At 63.7% G+C, this 21,447-nt stretch carries 22 protein-coding genes; 15 read left to right on the top strand and 7 right to left on the bottom strand.

Going from position 1 to position 21,447, the window contains the following annotated elements; all coding sequences use genetic code 11:
• Position 1 precedes the first annotated feature (1 nt).
• A complete protein-coding gene (locus tag U4Y90_RS14620; RefSeq protein WP_321795410.1) occupies positions 2-277 on the bottom strand; it encodes a hypothetical protein in 276 nt (91 codons plus the stop codon).
• Between the two features lie 168 nt (positions 278-445).
• Between U4Y90_RS14620 and U4Y90_RS14615 the strand changes: the two genes are divergently transcribed.
• The 9 genes from U4Y90_RS14615 (at position 446) to U4Y90_RS14575 (ending at position 9,681) form a co-directional block, all read left to right on the top strand.
• Positions 446-1,078 (top strand): TetR/AcrR family transcriptional regulator, encoded by a 633-nt coding sequence (locus tag U4Y90_RS14615; protein ID WP_321795409.1) that lies wholly within the window; start codon positions 446-448, stop codon positions 1,076-1,078.
• A gap of 141 nt (positions 1,079-1,219) precedes the next feature.
• Positions 1,220-2,557, top strand: a complete 1,338-nt coding sequence (locus tag U4Y90_RS14610; protein ID WP_321795408.1) for a hypothetical protein — start codon at positions 1,220-1,222, stop codon at positions 2,555-2,557.
• A gap of 94 nt (positions 2,558-2,651) precedes the next feature.
• Complete coding sequence (locus U4Y90_RS14605) at positions 2,652-3,737, top strand: alpha/beta fold hydrolase (RefSeq protein ID WP_321795406.1); 1,086 nt, start codon at positions 2,652-2,654, stop codon at positions 3,735-3,737.
• Positions 3,738-3,959: 222 nt separating this feature from the next.
• Positions 3,960-4,946, top strand: a complete 987-nt coding sequence (locus tag U4Y90_RS14600; protein WP_321795404.1) for a hypothetical protein — start codon at positions 3,960-3,962, stop codon at positions 4,944-4,946.
• A gap of 228 nt (positions 4,947-5,174) precedes the next feature.
• On the top strand, positions 5,175-5,933 hold the full coding sequence (locus tag U4Y90_RS14595; RefSeq protein ID WP_321795403.1) for a flagellar brake protein: 759 nt from the start codon (positions 5,175-5,177) through the stop codon (positions 5,931-5,933).
• 64 nt (positions 5,934-5,997) lie between these two features.
• On the top strand, positions 5,998-6,339 hold the full coding sequence (locus U4Y90_RS14590) for a hypothetical protein (RefSeq protein ID WP_321795401.1): 342 nt from the start codon (positions 5,998-6,000) through the stop codon (positions 6,337-6,339).
• 84 nt (positions 6,340-6,423) lie between these two features.
• Complete coding sequence (locus tag U4Y90_RS14585) at positions 6,424-7,089, top strand: MarC family protein (protein WP_321795399.1); 666 nt, start codon at positions 6,424-6,426, stop codon at positions 7,087-7,089.
• Between the two features lie 95 nt (positions 7,090-7,184).
• A complete protein-coding gene (gene araD, locus U4Y90_RS14580) occupies positions 7,185-8,918 on the top strand; it encodes an L-arabinonate dehydratase (RefSeq protein ID WP_415749348.1) in 1,734 nt (577 codons plus the stop codon).
• Positions 8,919-8,931: 13 nt separating this feature from the next.
• The gene (locus U4Y90_RS14575; protein ID WP_321795396.1) at positions 8,932-9,681 is read left to right on the top strand and encodes a ribonuclease activity regulator RraA; all 750 of its coding nucleotides are present in this window, start codon (positions 8,932-8,934) and stop codon (positions 9,679-9,681) included.
• Between the two features lie 694 nt (positions 9,682-10,375).
• Here the strand turns inward: U4Y90_RS14575 and U4Y90_RS14570 are convergent.
• Positions 10,376-10,960 carry a histidine phosphatase family protein gene (locus tag U4Y90_RS14570; RefSeq protein ID WP_321795394.1) on the bottom strand — a complete coding sequence of 195 codons (585 nt, stop codon included), beginning with the start codon at positions 10,958-10,960 and terminating at the stop codon, positions 10,376-10,378.
• 100 nt (positions 10,961-11,060) lie between these two features.
• Positions 11,061-11,978, bottom strand: a complete 918-nt coding sequence (gene nudC / locus U4Y90_RS14565; RefSeq protein WP_321795392.1) for an NAD(+) diphosphatase — start codon at positions 11,976-11,978, stop codon at positions 11,061-11,063.
• A gap of 123 nt (positions 11,979-12,101) precedes the next feature.
• On the opposite strand from nudC, the gene U4Y90_RS14560 reads away from it, so the two are divergent.
• Positions 12,102-12,806, top strand: a complete 705-nt coding sequence (locus U4Y90_RS14560) for a glutathione S-transferase family protein (protein WP_321795390.1) — start codon at positions 12,102-12,104, stop codon at positions 12,804-12,806.
• 3 nt (positions 12,807-12,809) lie between these two features.
• Here the strand turns inward: U4Y90_RS14560 and U4Y90_RS14555 are convergent, their stop codons facing one another.
• On the bottom strand, positions 12,810-13,517 hold the full coding sequence (locus U4Y90_RS14555) for an MgtC/SapB family protein (protein ID WP_321795388.1): 708 nt from the start codon (positions 13,515-13,517) through the stop codon (positions 12,810-12,812).
• Positions 13,518-13,684: 167 nt separating this feature from the next.
• On the opposite strand from U4Y90_RS14555, the gene U4Y90_RS14550 reads away from it, so the two are divergent.
• Positions 13,685-14,035 (top strand): hypothetical protein, encoded by a 351-nt coding sequence (locus U4Y90_RS14550; protein ID WP_321795386.1) that lies wholly within the window; start codon positions 13,685-13,687, stop codon positions 14,033-14,035.
• Here the strand turns inward: U4Y90_RS14550 and U4Y90_RS14545 are convergent.
• Positions 14,019-14,702: a response regulator gene (locus U4Y90_RS14545; RefSeq protein WP_321795384.1), complete on the bottom strand. Its 684-nt coding sequence runs from the start codon at positions 14,700-14,702 to the stop codon at positions 14,019-14,021. The genes U4Y90_RS14550 and U4Y90_RS14545 overlap by 17 nt on opposite strands.
• Before the next feature lie 54 nt (positions 14,703-14,756).
• Here U4Y90_RS14545 and U4Y90_RS14540 point away from each other — a divergent pair, with 54 nt between their 5' ends.
• Together U4Y90_RS14540 and U4Y90_RS14535 are read left to right on the top strand one after the other, a co-directional pair.
• Positions 14,757-15,416 (top strand): glutathione S-transferase family protein, encoded by a 660-nt coding sequence (locus tag U4Y90_RS14540; RefSeq protein ID WP_321795382.1) that lies wholly within the window; start codon positions 14,757-14,759, stop codon positions 15,414-15,416.
• Positions 15,417-15,443: 27 nt separating this feature from the next.
• Entirely contained in the window at positions 15,444-16,160 is a 717-nt protein-coding gene (locus U4Y90_RS14535; RefSeq protein ID WP_321795381.1) for a DUF899 family protein, read from the top strand.
• On the opposite strand, the gene U4Y90_RS14530 is transcribed toward U4Y90_RS14535, so the two are convergent.
• Complete coding sequence (locus U4Y90_RS14530; RefSeq protein WP_321795380.1) at positions 16,142-17,278, bottom strand: acyltransferase; 1,137 nt, start codon at positions 17,276-17,278, stop codon at positions 16,142-16,144. The two genes, U4Y90_RS14535 and U4Y90_RS14530, sit on opposite strands and share 19 nt — an antisense overlap.
• A gap of 202 nt (positions 17,279-17,480) precedes the next feature.
• On the opposite strand from U4Y90_RS14530, the gene U4Y90_RS14525 reads away from it, so the two are divergent.
• Positions 17,481-18,602, top strand: a complete 1,122-nt coding sequence (locus U4Y90_RS14525) for an acyltransferase (RefSeq protein WP_321795378.1) — start codon at positions 17,481-17,483, stop codon at positions 18,600-18,602.
• Positions 18,603-18,931: 329 nt separating this feature from the next.
• Positions 18,932-19,756, top strand: a complete 825-nt coding sequence (locus tag U4Y90_RS14520; protein WP_321795376.1) for a transposase — start codon at positions 18,932-18,934, stop codon at positions 19,754-19,756.
• Positions 19,757-19,803: 47 nt separating this feature from the next.
• Here U4Y90_RS14520 and U4Y90_RS14515 read toward each other — a convergent pair whose 3' ends face one another.
• Positions 19,804-21,324 (bottom strand): mannose-1-phosphate guanylyltransferase/mannose-6-phosphate isomerase, encoded by a 1,521-nt coding sequence (locus U4Y90_RS14515; RefSeq protein WP_321795374.1) that lies wholly within the window; start codon positions 21,322-21,324, stop codon positions 19,804-19,806.
• Positions 21,325-21,447 lie beyond the last annotated feature (123 nt).

Below are 21,447 nucleotides of genomic sequence, written 5' to 3'. Positions count from 1 at the left end.
CTTACTTGACCGATGCAGTGTCGATCTTGCGAGCGGAATCCGCGGGCAATACCGACGTCAGCACACTGGCCGGCACATGCTGCGCCTCTTCCTGGGATACAGCGCCTACGAACTTCCACCCCGACGGCATTTTCACGAACGTGAAGCCGGTCGGCTGATCGACGAACACCGAATACGGCGCGGGCGATGCCGCCGCCGTCGACGCCGTTTGCGCGAACGACACCAGCGGGCTCATCAGCAGCAACGCTGCGGCAAGCGCGGACAAAGTCGATTTCATGATGACACTCCTAAGACGGTTCCGAGATTTATGTAACGATCGATACACATATTTAAACATCGACCAGGGACAAGATCCAGTTATTTTGTTACGATCGACACATAATTCAGAATTGCAATGCGCGCAGCAATCGTTGACAAGCGCGCAGGCACGCGCAAGGAGCGAGACATGTCGTCGGACGTGCAGGAGACGCAGCAAAAGGGGCGCGGGCGGCCGCGCGCATTCGATCGCGAAGCGGCCTTGCGAAGCGCGATGGAAGTGTTCTGGGCGAAGGGGTTCGACACCTGCTCGATGGCCGATCTCGTCGAAGCGATGGGCATCAATTCGCCGAGCCTCTACGCCGCGTTCGGCAGCAAGGAAGATTTGTACCGCGAGGCGGTCGAGCTCTACACGGACGCGGAAGGCGGCGCGGCGCTCAGGCAATTGCAGGCGCATGAATCCGTGCGTGACGGCCTGCGCGCGATGTTCCGCGCGAGCGTCGAGTTGTTCACGCGCACGCCGAATCCGCGCGGCTGCATGATCTTTCTGGGCGCGATGTCCGTCGGCGACGGGCACGCCCGGTTGCGCGCCGAAATGCAGAAGCGCCGGCGCAAGGTCGCATCGATCGTCGCGGCGCGGCTCGCGCAAGCGGTCGAAAATGGCGAACTCGACGCGCGCACCGATGTTCAGGCGCTCGCCGCGCTGTGCATGACGCTGTTCGCGGGATTGTCGATTCAGGCGCAGGACGGCGTGCGCCGGGCGACGCTGTTCGCGGCGATCGACCAGTTCACCGCCACGCTGCCGCTGCGGGCGAAGCGCTGAGCGCGCAATGGTTTCGCGGCCGTCGTGCCGTGAAACGATCGCGGGCAACGCCGTGCCGGATGAAACAAACTGTCCTTGCGCTTGCTGGCGCGCCGACGGCGGATAGAAAATCGCCGACACGCGGCCCACAGGAGCATCGCCATGACGACCCACGTCATCAGTTTTTTCGCTGACCATACCGCTCGCGCGTCATTCGAAAATCATCGCCGCTATTGCGCGCGTCGTGCCTACGCGCACGAATATGTCGATACCAGCAGGCTCGGCTGGCCGCATCTGCGCTTGCTGACGAAGTATCAGGTGCTGTTGCGAAAGCTGCGGGGTTGCGCCGAGGGCGATCTCGTCTTGCTGCTGACGCAGGATTGCCTGCTGCTGCGCGACGTGCCGTGCGAAACGTTCATGCAAGACGAGAGCCGCGACTGGATCGTCTCGTACCGCGGCGGCGAACGCACCGACGTGATGGCGGCGTTTCAGCTCTGGCGCAACACGCAGGCCGCGCGGGAGCGCGTGGAACGTCTGTGCAGCGGGGCGAAGTTCGGCCGTGCGCTCGCGGACGAATCAGCGTTGCTGGGCGCGCTCGAACCGCTGCCGTTCAATGTGATGGTCGAAGGATATGTGCCTGTCGTGCTCGCCGCCTTGCACGTGCATCCGATTTGGACCGAATGGCCTGCGTTCGCGCTCGCGCTCGCCGATATGCCCGACGCGCCGAAAAACCAGCCGGTGTTCGCCGATCTGCGCGATCTGCTCGCCGAGCACATCAACGATCATCAGCAGCGTGGCCTGCCGTATCTCGACGTGCCGACGCCGACCGCCGGCGACGCGCGCTACGAAGTGCTGAACCGTCATGCGCCGATCGCGCTCGCGATGCTCTATACGCCGAATATCCGCGAGTACGGCGCTATCGCCGAAGGCAATCTGCGCCGCTATTGCGAGCGGCACGGCTATGCGCTGCATCTCTATCGCGACGTGCCGCCGGAAGCGGGACCGGGCGCGAGCGGCAACTGGATCAAGCCGTGGGTGTTGCTGCGCCACCTGCCTGAGCACGAATGGACTTTCTGGATCGATGCGGACGTGCTGGTCGTCGATCAGTCCCGGCCGCTCGAACCGCTATTGACGAACCGCGACCGCGTGATCGCGATGGACGTGAGCTGGCAATTCAACTCGGGCATCATGGGCTTTCGCCACACGCAGCGCAATCGCGACGTGCTGACGGAGATCGAGCAGGGCATCGGCGCAATCGCGGATAAATCGTCGACGTATGCGAGCGGCGGCGATCAGGACGTGTTCATCAGGGTGCTGCAGCGGCACGGCCTGGCCGAAGACCGCGATCTCCTCGACTGCACAACGATCAACACGCCGTATCAGCTTCAGTCCCACGACAGTTTCATGGTGCATTACCTGCATATGTGGCCGTCGCTGCGTGCGCTCGCGATGCATCACGGCGACCTGGCGAGCCAGACGCGCGGCGCGCGCCGTCCTTGACTTTCTAATCCATTACGCGCGAGCATGGAGAGCCGCGCGGGGCGTTTGCGCGTGCATCGACTTTGTACGTAGTCCATACTTACATTTCACTCCGATGGTGCCGCGCCCGTCCACGCCACGGCAGCAGATCCGCCTTTGCACCGCGAGCGACGGCGTGCGCATCGCGTACGCGACGTGCGGCGCCGGGCCGCCGCTCATCAAGGCGGCGAACTGGATGAGTCATCTGGAGCTCGACTTCACGAGTCCGGTCTGGAGCCATCTGATGCTCGAGCTGTGCAGCCGCCACACGCTGATCCGCTACGATCAGCGCGGCTGCGGGCTCTCCGACCGCGACGTCAGCGAGATTTCCTTCGACGCCTGGCTGCGCGATCTCGAAACCGTCGTGGCGGCGAGCGGCCTCGAGCGCTTTCCGCTGCTCGGGATTTCGCAGGGCGCGTCGATTGCCATCGCGTATGCGGTCGCGCATCCGGAGCGCGTCACGCATCTCGTGCTGCACGGCGGCTACGCGCGCGGCCGCTTGAAACGCTCGTGCGATCCGGCGCTGCACGAGGAAGCCGAAATGCTCGTGAAGCTCGCGGAACTCGGCTGGGGCAAGCACAATCCGGCGTTTCGCCAGTTCTTCACGACGCAATTCATTCCCGGCGGCACGCCGGAGCAGCATCACTGGTTCAACGAGCTCGAACGCCTGACGACGACGCCGCGCAACGCCGCGCGCATCATGCGCGTGTTCAACGATATCGACGTGGTCGACCTGCTGCCGCGCGTGCAATGCCCGACGCTCGTGCTGCACGCGAGCGGCGATGCACGCGTGCCGTTCGACGAAAGCCGCCTGCTGGCGGGGCAGATTCCCGGCGCGCGCTTCGTGCCGCTCGAAAGCGAAAACCATCTCACGCTCGAATTCGACGCCGCGTGGCAGCGCTGGCGCGAGGAAGTGCGGGCGTTCCTGCCATCGGCGCAGGTGACCGATCCGGCGTTCTCCGCGCTGACGCCGCGTGAGCGCGATATCGTCGAATTGCTCGCGGGCGGACGCGACAATGCGCAGATCGCCGCGCGCCTCGCGCTGAGCGAGAAGACGGTGCGCAACCACATCACCAGCATCTTCGCGAAGCTCGAAGTGGAAAATCGCGCGCAGGCGATCGTGCTTGCGCGCCGCGCGGGCTTCGACGCGCCCGCCATCTGAGCGCTTCGGGACACGAGTCCCCCTTTCCGGCCGCCAAATTCCAGCGTCCCGGCTCGCGACCGGGACATGCGCCTCATGTGCGAAGGCGCGGCTCTCCCGAGAATGATTCGCAGAACGGTGACGCGACGCATGACCTTACGCCGACCTGTTCGACGCCGCGCGCCGAATTTCCGGCGCCCGCCCATCGCAGTCATCGACGCAGAGTCGTTCCGGAGTCAGCACATGAATGCCGTTCAGCACGAGTCCAGGTCCACGAAGATCAGCCCGCAGCAACGTTACGCGAAGTGCATTGAGGTGTCGCGCCGCATCCGCTGGGATATCGATCGCGACGTATTGCGCGGTCGTCACTTCGATCCCGCGCACAAGTTCATGCCCGACGGGCTCTCCGAAGTGAACCGCCTGCCATTTCTGGACGCGCGCGAGCGCCGCCTGATGTCGCAGATTCAGGGGCGCACTTACGCCAATATGTTCGGCATGATCGAGCGATTCGTCGGCGCAAAGATGCTGGAGGTCGGCCGCGATCACGCGCTCGGCGACCAGACCGCGCTCGAAGCGATCGTCCGTTTCACCGACGAAGAGCTGAAGCATCAGGAGCTGTTTCGCCGCGTCGAAGCGCTCGCGGCGCAGGCGCTGCCGCCCGGCTATCGCTTCATTGCGCAAGCCGACGAGGTCGCCGCCTTCGTGCTCGGCAAGTCCACCTGGTCGATTCTGGCGCTGACGTGTTGCGTCGAGATCGTCACGCAGGTGCATTACCGGCAAAGCATGGAGAGCGACGCCAGCCTGTCGCCGCTGTTCAAGGACATCTTCCTGTTTCACTGGAAAGAGGAGTCGCAGCACGCGATCATCGACGAACTGGAATGGATGCGCGAGGATGCGCGACTCGACGATGACGCGCGCGATGCCGCGATCGGCGATCTGATCGAGCTGGTCGCGGCCATCGACGGCATGATGCAGGCGCAGGCCGCCGCCGATGCGCATTACTTCGCCACGCAACTCGACCGCGCGCTGACCGGCGACGAAGAAGCGCGTGTGCACGCGGGGCTGGTCGATGCGTATCGTTGGCAGTACATCATCTCGGGCGTCGACGAGCCGCGCTTCGGCGAGATTCTGACGAGCCTGATCAGCGAGGCGCAGGTCGAACGCATCGGCGCGGCGCTCGCGCCGATGCGCCGCCGAGCGCTCGTGAGCGAGCTCGACGCGCTCGCCTGACGAAATCGTCGCCGCGCAAGAAGCAACGGGAAGGCCGGGCATGGACGCCCGGCCTTCCCCTTTTCGAAAGTGATACGTAAGACAAAGGCGTTTGCTGCTCTGCAAAACGCTGAATTGCCGGGAAAACCTAGTCGTTACCGACGTACTGAAGTCGTTTCGCTTCGGGCAACATAAGCGAAACCGGGTAGTCGTCGCTCGCTGTCCCAAACTGAACCAGATTGGACCACCATGCTCGCCGAACCATTGCCGCACGCAGCCGATATCGAAAAATTCGCGGAAGACCATGAGCGCTTTGCGCGACACACGCCATCTGAAATAGCGATCGTTCTGCGCCATCTCGTGCAGCGCCGCGACATGCTGACGGTGACGAGCGGGCACGGGCAGATCGTCACGCAATTGCTGGAAGTCGACGTGCGCGAGGCGCGCATCGTGTTCGACTGGGGCGGCGTCGAGTCGGACAACCGCGCATTGCTCGAGGCGCGTCAGTTGTATTTCAAGGGCGCGCCGGAGGGCGTGCGCGTCGAATTCACCACGCTCGCAGCGCACGCAGTGACTCACGAAGGACGGCAGGCGTTCGAAGTTTCCTTTCCCGGGAAGCTCTATCAGTTTCAGCGCCGCGAATATTTTCGCGTGCCGGCGCCGATTCTCGAGCCCTTCCATGCGCAAGGCGCATTCGTCGACGGCGAGTCGTTCCGCTACGAGGTGCACGACCTGTCGCTCGGCGGCATCGCGCTGCGCATGGACACGCCGCGTCTCGCGGAAACGGCGCTCGGCACCCTGTTCGAGGATGTCGTGCTCCATCTCGGTCCGGGTGCGGCGTTGCCCGTCGATCTCGAACTCGTGTCGCCACGCACGGTGACCACGCCGCGCGGCGACGTGCGCTATGTCGTCGGCTTTCGCTTCGTGCGGCTCTCGGGTGCGGCGGAGAACGTGCTGCAACGGCTCATCACGCGCATGGAGGCGAAGCGCCGCAGCCTGTCGGCCTGAGCGGGCCGAAGGCCGGGCCACGCGTGGAGTAAAATGCGGGCCTCTTTCCATTGCATGACGACGCATGTTGCGCAAGGCCTGGCGTGGAGAAGAACGCTTCTGGAAGATCTGGTGGTTGCTGGGCGTGCCGATCCACTTCGCATGGTGGTTCGTCTACCTAGACCTCTGGGCGAGCGGCGTCGCTCCCGAAACATTCCTGTTGATCACCGTCTGGTTCTGGCCCGGCATGCTGGGCGTATTCGCCCTTTGCTCGGCGTTGTATCTGCTGTGGTGCGCGCTCGCCTGGCGCTGCTCGGGCAATGTCGATCGTCGTGTGTGGACGATCATCGCGCGCGTGCTGATCGGCGTCGGTCTCGGGTCTTTTCTCACCGAATGCGCGCTGATTCTCACGGCGCCATTCGTCTGAGTGAAATCGCGCGCACGCGCCTGCACTTAGCGTGCACAATGTCCGGGCTTGCAGCACGCCTACGACGAACGGACAACGACGCGCATGCTCAACGAATTCGCCAAGACGGTTCTCGTGATCGTCGCCGGATTGTTCCCGATCATCAATCCGCCCGCGACGGCGCTCGTCGTGCTGAGCATGCTGCCGCATATCGGCGACGCCGACCGCGCCGAGCTCGCGCGGCGCATCTGCATCAATAGTTTCGTGATCCTGCTGGCGTCGCTGTCGATCGGCGCTTACGTGCTGTCGTTCTTCGGCATCTCGATTCCGGTGCTGCGCGTGGCGGGCGGTCTCGTCGTGGCGATGGCGGGCTGGACCCTGCTCCAGACCCCCGACGATGACGACGGCGCGGAATCCGCGCCGAAACCGCGCGGCGGCGCGTCGCTGCGCGCGAAGGCGTTCTATCCGCTGACCTTGCCGATCACGGTCGGGCCGGGCGCGATCGCGGTCGCCATCGCGCTCGGCACGGGATCGCCGCGTCACGGCTTGCAGCCGGTGCATCTCGCCGGCGTGGGCATCGGACTCCTGATCCTGTGCGCGAGCATTTATCTGTGCGTGCGTTTCGCCGGGCATCTGGAGCGCCTTCTCGGGGCGGTCGGCACGCAGGTCGCGATGCGCCTCTTCGCCTTCATCATCTTCTGCATTGGCGTGCAGATTCTGTGGCTGGGCCTGTCCGAACTGATCGCGTCGATTCAGCTCAGCATCAAGTAGCGCGTTCCCCGGAGAAACCCCGAGCGACGCTCCCGAATGGCGGCGCTACCATTTTTCGCGATCGAATGATAACGCTATCATCAAGGAGACGCTGCTTGACTTCGAATCGCAGGAAGCCGGAAGAACTGCGCAGCCACCGCTGGTACGGCGTGAACGATCTGCGTTCGTTCGGCCATCGTTCGCGCACGGCGCAGATGGGCTATCACCCGTCCGATTACATGGGCAAGCCGGTCATCGCCGTGATCAACACGTGGAGCGAGATCAACTCGTGCCACACGCATTTCAGGCAGCGGGTCGAGGAAGTGAAGCGCGGGGTCTGGCAGGCGGGCGGCTTTCCCGTCGAGATGCCGGTGATGACGCTCGCCGAGCCGTTTCAAAAGCCGACGACCATGCTCTACCGCAATTTCCTCGCGATGGAAGTCGAGGAAGTGCTGCGCTCGTATCCGTTCGACGGCTGCGTGCTGATGGGCGGCTGCGACAAGACCACGCCGGCGCTTTTGATGGGCGCGATCAGCATGAATCTGCCCGCGATCTATCTTCCCGCCGGCCCGATGCTGCGCGGCGACTGGAACGGCCGCACGCTCGGCAGCGGCTCGGACACGTGGAAGTATTGGGCGGAGTTGCGCGCGGGCAAGATCACCGAGGACGAATGGAAGGGCGTGGAAAGCGGCATCGCGCGCTCGCCGGGCCATTGCATGACGATGGGCACCGCATCGACGATGACGAGCGCCGCCGAAGCGCTGGGCATGACGCTGCCGGGCTTCGCGTCGATTCCAGCGGTGGATTCGCGGCATGCGCAGTACGCGTCGCTGACGGGGCAGCGCATCGTCGAGATGGTGTGGACGGACCTGAAGCCGTCCGACATCCTCACGCCGAAATCCTTCGATAACGCCGTGACGACCGTGCTCGCGCTGTCCGGCTCGACCAACGCGATCGTGCATCTCGTGGCGGTCGCGCGCCGGGCTGGCGTTGCGCTCACGACCGCGCGCTTCGACGAGCTCGCGCGCGTGACGCCGGTGATCGGCAACATTCGGCCCGCCGGCAAGTACCTGATGGAGGACTTCTTCTATGCGGGCGGCCTGCGCGCGCTGCTCGCGGAGCTCGGCGAGCTGATCGACCGCTCGCGACTAACCGTCAACGGTGCGACGCTCGGCGAGAACATCGCGGGTGCGGAGATTTTCAACGACGATGTGATTCGCCGGCGCGACAATCCCCTGGTGCCGAACGACGGCCTGGCTGTGCTGACCGGCAATCTCGCGCCGGACGGAGCCGTCATCAAGCCGGCGGCGATGGAAGCGCACTTGCTGAAGCATCGCGGGCCGGCGGTCGTGTTCAGGGACTATGCCGACATGGCCGCGCGCATCGACGACGAAGCGCTCGATGTCACCGCGAACTCGGTGATCGTGCTGCAGCATGCGGGTCCGGTCGGCGCGCCGGGCATGCCCGAGTGGGGCCAGTTGCTGATTCCGCAAAAGCTGCTGAAACAGGGCGTGCGCGACATGGTCCGGATTTCCGACGCCCGCATGAGCGGGACGAGCTACGGCGCGTGCGTGCTGCATGTGGCGCCCGAATCGTTCGTCGGCGGGCCGCTCGCGCTCGTGAGGGACGGCGACATCATCGAGCTGGATGTGCCTGCACGCCGCCTGCATCTCGATGTCGGCGATGAGGAGCTCGCCGCGCGCAAGGCGGCGTGGCAGGCGCCGAAGCGGCCGTTCGAGCGGGGCTTCGGCGTGATGCATCAATTGCATGTGACGCAGGCGGACAAGGGCTGCGACTTCGATTTCCTCGAAGAGAAAGCCGCGACGGGCGGCGAACCGGACATTCACTGAGAACCGCATCAACATGACGAGCCAGGACATCGAAATTTCTGACGAAACGATCGAGCTGCTGCGCCACGTGAGCACTGCGACGCTCACCACGCAACTCTTCAAGCGCGGGCTGCGCAACGTGTTTCTGCAAGGCGTCGCGCCGCTGGTGAAGCCTGCGCGGGGCGGGGCGAACATGGTCGGTCCGGCGTTCACGCTGCGCAATATTCCGGCGCGTGAGGATATCGATCACGTCGGCGTGTTTCAGGATCCGGATCATCCGCAGCGCAAGGCCATCGAGACTGCGCCGCCGGGCAGCGTGCTCGTGCAGGATTGCCGTGGCGAACGCGGCGTCGCATCGACGGGATCGATTCTCACGATGCGTCTCAAGATGCGTGGCGTGGCGGGCATGGTGTCGGACGGATGCGTGCGCGATTCGGGCACGATCGGGGATATCGGCTTGCCGCTTTTTTGCGCGGGTGCGAGCGCGCCGCTCAATCTCGCTAAGCATCATGCGGTCGATATGAATGTGCCGATCGCGTGTGGCGGCGTGGCGGTTTATCCGGGGGATATCGTCGTCGGCGATGTGGATGGCGTTGTGATCGTGCCGCGCTATATGGCGGCGGAGGTCGCGCGCGATGCGACCGAGCAGGAGGTTATGGAGGCGTTTTTGACGGAGCGGGTGGAAGAAGGAGCGGTGTTGCGGGGGACGTATCCGCCGGATGCTGCGACGCTTTCTGCTTATGCTGAGTGGCGCGCGGCGCGGGGGCGGTTGGGGGCTTCTTGAGCGGTGGCTTTGGGGATTTTTTGGTTTTTCGCCGGATCCCGTGGTCGCGTCGGTTTATTGGCACTGCCCCTGTGCGGGGCGGCAGTCACTTTCTTTGCTGCTGCAAAGAAAGTAACCAAAGAAAGCAGCTATCCCCATCCAAAGTACCTCACACCGGCCCCGGCACAGGCGATTGGCCTAATGGCCCGCCCGTAGCAAGTGCCCTCACAAGCAGAACACCGCTTGGATCGCGCACGGTCCGTCTCATCGCACCACACGACCAATCGGTACAGCACAAGACTGCTCCGGCCCGCTTCGCGGCCGATGGGTCCATCGGGTCTGCGTGTGCTTCTTTGCTAACGCTTCCATCTCACTGCATGCGCAGCCCGCTGGTTTCCCTTGTGGACCCGGCGACAGCGCGTAGCGCTGTGCCGGTGCAGTTTTGTGCTGAACCGGTGCCCTCGAATTACTAGCTTGTCGGATCGTGCGCGAGCCAAGCCCGGTTCGGTTTTGGGGGCACTCGCTACAGGCGGACCATTAGGCCAATCGCCTGTGCCGGGGCCGGTGTGAAGTACTTTGGATGGGAGAAGCTGCTTTCTTTGGTTACTTTCTTTGCAGCAGCAAAGAAAGTGACTGCCGCCCCGCACAGGGGCAGTGCCAATAGACCGACACGAATACGGGATCCGGCGAAAAACAACCCATAGAACCCCCCTGATCAAGGCAATAGATTCCACTTTACGATCGCGCGCGTATCGCGCTCGAACCCGAGCACACTCATCGCCGCGGTATCCATCGCGAGATGCGCACCGAACGCCGGCGACCCCGTCGCCCATTGCGCCCCGAACACGCGCGAAAAATGCGCATGCGAAAAGAGCGCGATGTTCATCGCATTCGTGGCAAGCAGCTTGTCGATGAGCCTCTGCGCCCGCCTGCCGACATCGACGACACTCTCGCCTTCCGGAATCGGCGATGTCCACACCGACCAGTCCGGCACGTCCACGCGGATATCCGCCGTCTTGCGCCCTTCGTAAATGCCGTAATTCCACTCATGCAGTTCGGGCTCGACCTCCGCGCGATTGCCCAGACCCGCCAGCCGGCACGTTTCGATCGCGCGGCCCATGGGACTCGTCAACACGAGATCGAACGACTGAGACGCGAGTACCGGCGCGAGCGCCGCCGCTTGCCTGCGTCCTTCGTCGGTGAGCGCAATGTCCGTCGTGCCGGTGTGCTGGCCGGACTTGCTCCATTCGGTTTCGCCATGACGGATCAACCAGATATGGACGCCGCCTTTCGTGTTCATGTGGTTCACCCCGTGTCTGAGGAATGCATCAGTCGCGCGTCAGCGCGGTACAGCTTCGGATTCTCCACCGATTGCCGGACCCGCGCCGCGAAACTGCCGTTCAGTCCAGTTCGCCCGTCGCGAACGCCTTCAGCAGATGATGCGCGATCGCGAACGGCTTCGGCGCGGAGAGCCCCTGTTCGTGCGTGCCGTCGAGCATCGCGCCGACGTCCTTGCGCGTGAACCACCGCGCGTCTTCGAGCTCGTTCTCGTCGACGGTGAGGTCGGTAGAAGCCGCGCGCGCGAAGCAGCCGATCATCAGCGACGACGGAAACGGCCACGGCTGCGAAGCGTAATAGCGCACGTCCGTGCAGCGGATGCCGGCTTCCTCCAGCACCTCGCGATACACTGCGTGCTCGAACGTCTCTCCCGGCTCGACAAAGCCCGCGAGCGCCGAATACATGCCCGGCAGGAATTGCGGCTGACGGCCGAGCAGACAGCGCTCGCCGTCGGTGACGAGCATGATGACGACCGGATCCACGCGCGGAAAATGCTGCGCCTTGCAATTCGGACAGATGCGCCGCCAGCCCGCGCCCGCGGAATCGGTCGGCTGGCCGCAGTTCGCGCAGAAGCGATGACGGCGATGCCAGTCGAGCATCGAACGCGCTTCGCCCAGCGCGCTGACGAGCGGCGGCGTCACGAGACCCTGCATCGCGATCGGGCGCAACTCGACGGCCTCGACTTCGGGAAGGCTTTGCGCGCCGTCGTCGAACGAGGCGGCGAAGAGCGCGCGCCGGTCCGCATCGCGGCCGAGAAAAACAGCCTGCAAGGGCGCGCCGAGCGCCGCGGCTTCCTGCGCGCCGAACAGCGGATCGTGTCCGCTGGCGCGCTTGAACAGCGGCACGTTGTTCACGAACAGCAGAAAGCGCGTGGACGGATCGTCGCGCAGGCCGGCAACGAAGCCGTCATCGTCGCGCTTTTCCGATACGCGATCGAGCGGATCGAGTGTGAAACCGATGGCATGAGGCGGCGTGGGCATAGTATTTTTCGTGTGTGGCGGCGCGCGCCGGAACGAGGGCGCCGCGTGATGGGAAGATGCAAGGCCAATCGGGAATCGTAGCGAACTTGGCGCGTCCTTGCAGGGCGACGCCCGGAGACATCGATGATCACGCTCTACTCGTATCCTCAGTTGTTCGGCCTCGAAGACAACAATCCGTTCGGACTGAAGGTCTTCGCGTTTCTGAAGCTCTCGGGTCTGCCGTTCGAGCATCGTCATGTGCTCGATACGAGCGCCGCGCCGCGCGGCCAGCTTCCGTATCTCGTCGACGGCGATGAAACCATCGGCGACAGCGATGCGATCATCGCGCATCTGAAGGCCCGGCACGCGCTCACGCTTGACGACGCGCTGAGCGCGCCGCAGCGCGATCTCGATCTGCTGATCCGCCGCACGCTCGACGATCTCTACTGGGTGATGTCCTACTCGCGCTGGCGCGACGACCGGTACTGGCCGCAATTCCGCGACGCGCTGCTCGCGCAGCATCCGGATATCGGCGCCGAGGCGCTGGAAGGCGCGCGCAAGTACAACTTCGAGCGCTATCGCTATCAGGGCATCGGCCGATACGAACCGGACGCCGCCTACGCGCGCGGCATCGCGAGCCTTCAGGCGATCGCGAACCTGCTAGGCGACGGCCCGTTCATGTTCGGCGACGCGCCTGTTAGCACCGATGCCGCGTTGTACGGGTTCGTCGCGAACATCTGGTTCTATGACATCGATACGCCGTTGAAGGGTTTCGTGGCCACGCGAAGCAATCTGATCGGGCACTGCGGGGCGCTGCGCGAGCGCATGGGCCAGCGCGCCGCGCCATGAGTCTTACTCCGGCGCCGTTTCCACATCCTTGCCCGCCCAGCTGATGCTCGACACGCCGCGCTCCATGCTCATGCGGCTCGCCATGCGTTCGAGCTTCGCCTGGTCTTTCGGATGCATGCGCACGGTCGCCGTCACCTTGATGCGTGGCGGTTCGCCGTCGACGTCCTCGCTCGTTAGGCTCTGGAACGACAGCGGCTGCGCGTCCATCGCGTTTGAAAGCAGCGTGCGGATGTGAATCTCGTCCTCCTGCCTGCCGATCACGGTCAGCACGTACTCGCGCACGATGTCCGCGCTCGATACCGGCGTCGCGTTGATCAGTCGGCTTACCTCGCGCAGGAGCGTGTTGGTCGCGAGCACGACACCCGTGCCCGCGATCGCCGGGCCGTAATGGCCGGTGCCGCACAGCACGCCGACGGCCGCCGAGCACCATAGCGTCGCCGCCGTGTTGATGCCCTGGATCGAACCCTTGTCGCGCATGATCACGCCGCCGCCGAGAAAGCCCACGCCCGACACGACATACGCGGCGATCTGCGTGACGCCCGCGGCGCCGTTGCCCGTCAGCATGCCGAGCGTGACGAAGAGGCACGCGCCGCTCGCGACGAGCGTGATCGTGCGCAGACCCGCCGTGCGCTGGCGCAACTGCCGCTCGAGACCAATGGCGACGCCGCAGGCGAAGGCGGCGAACAGACGCAAGGCGAAATCGACGCTCATCGGTTCAAGGGAAATGCCATTTCCGGAAATAAACCGATAAGCATTTCACAGGCAGATGTCGCCAGCATGAAAGTGCGTAACGAAACCTGAATCGGAATTATCTAGTGGCCCGCACCGGGCCGGCGCTCCTAGAGTTGGATTCCCACACTTTCGGACGGAGGCAGGCAATGGAATCCAAGATGAACGTTTCATTCAATGAGAAAGGTCATGCAGTCGTCACCTATTCGATGCCGTTGAGCGACTACTGCACGCAGCGCGCAAGAATACTGCGCGCCATGGTGCAGGTCGTCAGCGGTGCAAAGAGCATGGAGGAGAGCGCCGCAGTCGTAACGCCGCTCATGGAACTGATCCGCACTCACGTCGATGAACTCGAGCCACTTTTCAAATCGCTCGATCAGCGCGCCTACGAGAAGGGATTCGAGGATGGGCGCGACGTCGCATTTCCGAAGACGAAGAATCATATCGAGTTCGCCAAAGGATCGGTCGTCGATTCCACCGTGGTCAAACCCGTGCGGTGAACCGCCTGACGCTCATGTGCACGCCGTAATACACCGGGGCGGCGTCGAACGAGGCCGCGGCGGCGTCGCAATAAGCCGCGATGCGCGGGGAGACGATCTGCGTCGCGCCGGAGATCACCCGCTCGCACACGCGCTCGAACGTACGCGCTTCTTCGCGCGTGCTCACGAGGCCCGCCGCGCCCGCGCGTTGCAGGTCGGCGAACGTGCGGGCATCGGTTGCATTGGTGAAGACGACGACAGGCGTATCCGGAAGCGCCCCGCGCAATTCGCGCAGAAGCGCGAAGTCATCGGTACGCGAACCTTGCATGCTGCCGCCCAGTACGATCACGTCGTAGCGTGCGGCCTTCAGCCTCGCGAGCAATTGATCGGCGCTTTTGACACACGCCGTCACCCGAAACCGCTCGTGCGCTTCGAACCAGCCTTGCACTCCATACAGAACGACGGGGCGATCGTCTGCGACGATCATCCTGATTTGGTCTTCGCGCTTCATTCTATTCGGCCGGCCTCGGCGGACAATGTGTATGGCGGCCGTACCCGCGGCACACCCTCGAGCGCGCAAGGTAGCAAATCGGCAGCCTTCACGCTGCGCCGCAATACAAAATTTATCGATTGATTGTCGATCGGCAGGCTCTTCGATCGTCGTGCAAATAAGCGGCGCTGCAAACATCGCACGACGATCGCGCCGCGTTCCGAATTCGCTGGACGACCCGGAGGCTGTCAGATGAGCTTGCAACTCTACGCACACCCGTTTTCCTCTTATTGTCAGAAGGTTCTGATCGCGCTGTATGAGAACGGCACGCCCTTCGAATGGCGCGCGCTCACGCCCGAAACGCCGCAATCGATGGCTGAACTCACCGAAATCTGGCCGATGAGGCGCTTTCCCGTACTCGTCGACGACGGCCGGCCGGTGATCGAATCGACGGTGATCATCGAACATCTGGGGCTCTATCATCCCGGCCCGGTGCGCCTGATTCCCGACGATCCGCGTGCCGCGCTTGAAACGCGCTGGATGGATCGTTTCTTCGACAACTACGTGTCCACGCCGCAGCAGAAGATCGTCTTCGACGCAATGCGAGATCCGACGGAGCGCGATGCGCGCGGCGTCGCCGATGCCCGCGCGATGCTCGACACGTCCTACGCGTTTCTCGATCGCAAGATGGCGACGCGCAGATGGGCGGCGGGCGACGCCTTCAGCCTCGCCGATTGCGGCGCCGCCCCGTTCCTGTTTTACGCCGACTGGTGTCATCGCATCGGCGACGCGTATCCGAACGTGATCGCGTATCGCAAGCGTCTGCTCGCGCGGCCGTCGTTCGCACGCGCGGTCGACGAGGCGCGGCCGCATCGGCGGCTCTTTCCGCTCGGCGCGCCGGATCGCGATTGAAATGCCCACAGCCAAAGGAGATCGGATATGAGCACGACCACGAGCTACGTTCCCGCCGATGAACTCGCGCGGCGCGCGACGATGAGGTTTCCCAACGAGAGCGCCGAGTACCGTCGGGCCCGCACCGCGTTGCTGGCCGAAGAAATCGAATTGCGCCGGCATATCGAGCGCGTCGCGCAAATGCGTCGGGCGTTGCCGCCGGGCGGAGAAGCGAAAGGCGACTATCGATTCGAAGGCGAACGCGGCGCGGTCGATTTCGCGGGGCTTTTCGGCGACAAGGACACGCTCGTCACCTATAGCTACATGTTCGGGCCGCAGCGCGAGCGGCCGTGTCCGATGTGCACGTCGCTGTTGTCCGCATGGGAAGGCGAGGCGCGCGACATCGACCAGCGTGTGGCGCTCGCGGTGATCGCGCGTTCGCCGCTCGCGAAACTCGTCGCGTTCAGGAAAGAGCGCGGCTGGCGCGACCTCAGACTCTTCTCCGATACCAACGGCGATTTCAGCCGCGACTATCACGCGATATCGAAGGAGGGCGGCGACGAACCCGCGCTGAACGTGTTCACACGGCGCGATGGCGTGATTCGCCATTTCTGGAGCGGCGAGATGGATTTCGCCACCGCCGATCCGGGCGAAGACCCGCGCGGCGCGCCGGATCTCATGCCGCTATGGACCGTGCTCGACATGACGCCGGAAGGACGCGGCACGGACTGGTATCCGAAGCTGGATTACGGGCCGCGGGAATAGGGCGTCGGCGTTGCGTCCGTCGACGCGTTGATGGCCGGGCGGCGGCGCATGCCGAAGCGATCCTTGATGCGCAGGAACGGCGTTTCGATCAGGCAATAGCTTGCCGTCGCGGCCAGCAGCGCGCCCATCACGCAAAGCGGAAAGCGAAACGCCACCGGCGAATGCACGTTGCTGAACAACTGCTGCCAGAGATAGAGGCTGAACGATATCGTGCCGACGTATACGAACGGCGCGGTGCGCAAGAGTCGCGAGAACCAGAAGTCCTTTCGCGACACCAGCAGCACGATGACGAAGCCGACCATCGCCGCTTCGATCGTCGTGCCGTAGGTGGCGAGCCAGAGTCCGCCGAGTCTGGCTTGCAACGGCGGCATCGCGAAGAGCAGCAGCAGGACGATCGTCGACGGTATGAACGCGCCCCACGGCAGCGCGGCGATGCGGGCCGCGAGCGCATCCTTGTTCAACGCGACGTAGCAGCCGACGAGAATCGGATCGATACCGGTGTGCAGCATCATGCTCAATTGCCCGCGCAGGCTGGGCGCGGCGAAATACGTCGCGATTCTCACGAGCGGCACGAGCACGATCAACGCGACGAGCGCGCGTTGACTGCCCGTTCTGACGATATGAAACAGCAAGGGCGGCCAGAACCAGTAGAACTGCTCTTCGAGCGCGAGCGTCCAGAAATGACCGAGATACCACGCGCCGTCCGCATGCGTCGTGTTGAGCGCGGCCATGCCGGCGACCGCCGAGTAGTTCCAGAGATGCAGCGCGGCAATTGCGATCTGCCGAAAATCGATATCGACGAGACCGGCCAGCGATAACATCGCGACGATCGCGAGATAGGTATGGAACGCGGGCCAGATTCTCAGCGCGCGCTTGATATAGAACGGCAGCAGGCGAATGGCGCCGCTCGTTTTCCATTCGGCGTTCAGAATGCTCGTGATCAGATAGCCGCTCAGCACGAAGAAAATGAGCACGCCGAGTCGCCCGTCCGATATCCATCGCAAGGGCGCGAGCCATCCGGTGTAGCCGCCGTCGATCATGTGTTGCGCGTGCCCGATGACGACCATCGTCACGGCGACGCACCGCAAGCCGGTCAATTCCTGCACATGATGCTTCATGAACGTCGTCTCGATGGAGAGCGGGCATTCAGCATCGGCTAAAAAATTCGGCAAAAAAAGAGCAGGCCTGTTAGAAAATATTTCGGGCGCACAAGCGGACACGCTAAAGCCACGCCCGAAAGGATCAAAGAAATCCGCCCGGCGTTTTTTTCAATTTCTTGTGCTTTACGCTAAGGCGCTCACCGCATCGACGACGCGCATCATGAACGAAAGAATTCGCGGATTCGACGGCCTGCGCGCGCTCGCCGTCCTGCTGGTCTTTATCCATCACAAGGCATTCGCGCAAAGCGGCGGCCTGGGACATCTCGGCGTATGGATATTCTTTGCGCTGAGCGGCTTTCTCATCACGAACATACTGACGACACAACGGCGTGCTATAGACGCCGATGCAAGTACGTTCTCCGCCGAACTCAAGCGCTTTCTCTACCGGCGCACGCTGCGCATTTTCCCGATCTATTACCTGTTGCTGATTACGCTCGCGCTGATAATGACGGCCGGTTTCGCCGGGCCGGAACTCGCGGGCGGCATGCCGTTTCATTTCGCGTATCTGTCGAACTTCTGGATCGCCGACGTCCTGCATTACTGGCCCGGACGCTATTCGCACCTGTGGAGTCTGTCGATCGAAGAGCAGTTCTATCTCGTGTTCGCGCCGCTTTTGCTCGCCGTGAACGCGAAATGGCATATGCGTATTTGCGGCGCGTTGTTCGTGACCGGCATCGTCGCGCTCGCGTGGATGAAGGCGGTGGACGAGTCCGCGATCGCCATTTACACGCATCCGCTCACGAACTTCTGGCTGCTGGCGCTGGGCGGAATCGGCGGCGCGCTGCTGCGTCGGGGCGGAGCGTTCAAGCGCTGCATGAAGCCGCTGCCCGTCGCGCTCGCGCTTGCCGCAGGCATCGCGATGCTATGCAGCCGGGAGCCCGGCTGGGAGAACATCGCGGACCCGATGCGCTTCACGATTCTCTACACGATCTATGGCGTATGCATCGCGGCGCTCGTGTGCTCGATCGCATGCAGCGATAGCCGGCCGCTGATGCGGGTGCTGGAATGGCCGCCGCTCGCCGCGCTCGGCAAAATCAGTTATGGCTTTTATCTTTACCACGGCTTTATTCCGGACCTCGCCAAAAGCGGAAAAGTTATCGCGATGTTCGGCGCGTCCGGCATTCCATGGTGGGCGCATGGATTGAGCGTGATTGCATCGTTTCTGCTGACCTTGACGCTCGCGAAGTTATCGTGGCGATTCATCGAAGAGCCGATCCTGCGGCTCAAGAACCGTCGCTTCGCGCGCAATGCCGAGGCGGGGCGGAGCGCGCTGTCCCGCTAGCGGCGGCGCTTAGCGGGAAAACTGCTAAGTGTCGCTCGAAATCTATGTTCCTGTCATATTCGGGCAAACCATAGTGATGGTATGCTTCGTGCACATATCTTCATACAAGAGCGAGACCAGCGCATCGTGCGCTGATTTGGGTCGATTGCTGCACCACGGGTGATTCCAAAACAGCCTGATGCACCATTTTGTTGTTTGAGCAAACGTTTGCGAGTACCTCGAGATCCCTGGGTCGGGTGCGAGAAAGCCTTGGGTTCGGGCTTGCCGTTTGATGTTCGTTAGCGCGCCGTCCAATATCCGCAGCGAAGTCGACTGCCTGGAGCAAAGCAATGTTTTTCAGCGAACTCAGCAATGAAGAGTGGGTAATGGTCTCAGCGTTGATCGGCGAGAGCGAGGTGCGCGAGCATCGCCGCGGCCGTCCGAGAGCCCATCCGCGCACCATCGTCAATGCGGTGTTATGGATTCTCACGACGGGCGATACATGGTCGAGATTGCCGAGTCACTATCCGACCGTGCCGACCTGCCGCCGTCGCTTCGTCGAATGGCAAATGAACGGCACGCTCATCGAAATGGTCAAGCTGCTCGCGGCCGCCGGGCGTTCGTTCGCCTATGTGCCGCGTCAGCCCGTGGCGGAAGCGCCGCCGCGCCCGCAGCCGCCGGTCTACGATTGCGACCGGCTCAGGGGCGTGTTCTGGCAGAACCCCGAATCGTGGCAATCGCCGGATGCGTCGCCGTTCAATCGCGCCGCGAGCGCGCCGCGCCGTCTGCCCGAAGCACGCGACGTCGCGCAGGCCAGTGCATCGGCGCCCGAGCGCGTACGCCTGCCGCGTCCCGTGCGCGCCTGTGAAGCGCCGCTGCCGTTCGAGCCCGCCTGCGCGCCCGTCAGCGATGCGCGCGGCTACAGCATCTATCCGATTGCGCGCCCGGTGTCGGGCAGCATGTTTCGCGGCTGGGCGGAGATCGTGAAGGACGGGCAGCGCGTCGAGCGCTCGGGACTCATCGGGCCGCGCTTCGCGGCGGCGGAAGAAGCGCGCACGTATGCGCTCGAATGGGCGAAGCGCTGGATCGCCGCACAGGCGACCCGCGGCGAAGTCGTTTTGACGGCCATCGACGCATGCACGGAAGCGTCCGTGGCGGTGGAACTGGGAACCTGACATACGCGCATCGCCTCCGCGGAGGCGATGCGCTCAGCGCGGCATCATCAACTGCGCCCGTAGGTATCCTCGAACCTCACGATATCGTCTTCCCCGAGATACGTGCCCGACTGCACCTCGATGATCTCGAGCGGCATCTTGCCCGGATTTTCCAGGCGATGCTGCACGCCGATCGGAATATAGGTCGATTCGTTCTCGGCGAGGATGAACGTCTCCGAGCCGCGCGTGACGAGCGCGGTGCCGCGCACGACGATCCAGTGCTCCGCGCGATGATGATGCATCTGCAAGGACAGGCGCGCGCCCGGCTTCACGACGATGCGCTTCACCTGGAACCGATCGCCCTGATCGACCGAATCGTAGTGTCCCCAAGGCCGATGCACCTTGCGATGATCCGCCGCTTCGCTGCCGCGCTCTGACTTGATGCGCCCGACGATCGCCTTCACGTCCTGCGCGCGCGATTTGTCGGCGACGAGAATCGCGTCCACCGTTTCGACGACGATGAGATTCTCCGTGCCCACGCACGCGATGAGCCGGCCTTCGGAATGCGCATACGTCGACGATGCGCCCTCGAACATCACCCGCCCGCGCGCGACGTTCGACGCATCGTCCTTCGGCATGATGTTCCAGATCGCATCCCAGGAGCCGACATCGGACCAGCCCGCATCGAGCGGCACGACCGCGCCCGCGAACCGGTCGTCGGCGCGCTCGCCCGCGAGGTGCTCCATCACCGCATAATCGATCGAATCGGACGGCGACGACGCGAACGCTTCGTGATCGAGACGGAAGAACTCGCCGTCGTCGATGCCGCGCTCGAACGCCGCGAGACATGCCGCATGAATCGCCGGCTGATAGTGTTCGATGGCCGCGATCCACGTCGATGCGCGCACGATGAAGATGCCCGCGTTCCATCCGTATTCGCCCGAGCCGAGATACTGCTGCGCCAGTTCGAGATGCGGCTTCTCGACGAAGCGTTCGAGCTCGAACGTCCCGCGTCCGAACATCGGCGCGCCTGTTTTGATGTAGCCGTAGCCCGTTTCCGCATGCGACGGCACGACGCTCAACGTGACGATCGCGCCTTCTTCCGCGCATCGTGCGCCGGCGCGAATCGCGCGATGAAACGCGTCCTTGTCCGTGACGACATGATCCGCGGGCATCACCACGAGCACGCAGTCCTCGCCTTCGCGCAACGCATGCATCGCGGCGGCGGTCAGCGCGGGCGCGGTGTTGCGCGGCACCGGCTCGAGCACGAGACGCCCGCGCCGTCCATGCTGCCGCAACTGCTCGGCGGTCGTGAAGCGATGCTCTTCATTGCATACGACGATCGCGTCGCGCATGCGCGGATCGCTCTGCGACGAAGCGGATAAGCCATCGAGCCGGTTGACGGTCGCCTGCAGCAACGATTGTTCGCCGATCAAGCCGATCAGTTGCTTCGGAAAGTGCTCGCGCGACATCGGCCAAAGACGGGTGCCCGAGCCGCCCGCGAGAATGACCGGTTGAATGGCGAGCCGCACGCCGGGTTCGGCTGCGATTGCGGATGCGCTCGAAAGCGCGATGTCTGACGCATTCATGAAGTGCCTCCTGGCGCAAGAAACGCATAAGCGGACTCGCCAATTTTTAGCACGGCGCAAATGCATCGATAAAAGAAATAAGCGCTAAAAAATGCTTCGTCCAATGGCGCCTGCAAAGCCCTC

This window comes from Caballeronia sp. J97, assembly GCF_905220305.1.
Classification (GTDB): Bacteria; Pseudomonadota; Gammaproteobacteria; order Burkholderiales; family Burkholderiaceae; genus Caballeronia.
Note: the sequence above shows the minus strand (reverse complement) of the source record. Positions and strands in the feature narration are given on the sequence as shown.